Source organism: Acetobacter fabarum (assembly GCF_040702925.2).
Taxonomy (GTDB): Bacteria; Pseudomonadota; Alphaproteobacteria; order Acetobacterales; family Acetobacteraceae; genus Acetobacter; species Acetobacter fabarum_B.
This window is the reverse complement of record NZ_JBFCXX020000090.1, coordinates 1-269: the sequence shown is the minus strand read 5'-3', so window position 1 is coordinate 269 and position 269 is coordinate 1. Positions and strand designations below refer to the sequence as shown.

The window sequence follows — 269 nt, the reverse complement described above, 5'->3', positions numbered from 1 at the left end:
GTTTTTCGTCGAAGCCATTCACGCAGCAACGCAACGCGTATGGATCACCAGCCCTTACTTTGTCCCGGACGAAGCGGTATTTGCCGCGCTAAGGCTGGCAGTGTTGCGCGGTGTTGATGTGCGCCTGCTGTTGCCGTCGCGGCCTGATCATCGCATCGTCTATGCCGCCTCCAGCCTGTATGCCTTCGAGGCGGTGCGTGCCGGCGTGCGGGTGTTCCGCTATCGACCGGGTTTTCTGCACCAGAAAGTGGTGTTGATCGACAGCGAGA

At 59.9% G+C, this 269-nt stretch carries 1 protein-coding gene; it reads left to right on the top strand.

The annotated features are described in order from the left end of the window. Positions 1 to 269: phospholipase D-like domain-containing protein (locus tag AB2L51_RS15215; RefSeq protein ID WP_400922681.1), on the top strand; the 269-nt coding region annotated here is incomplete at both ends.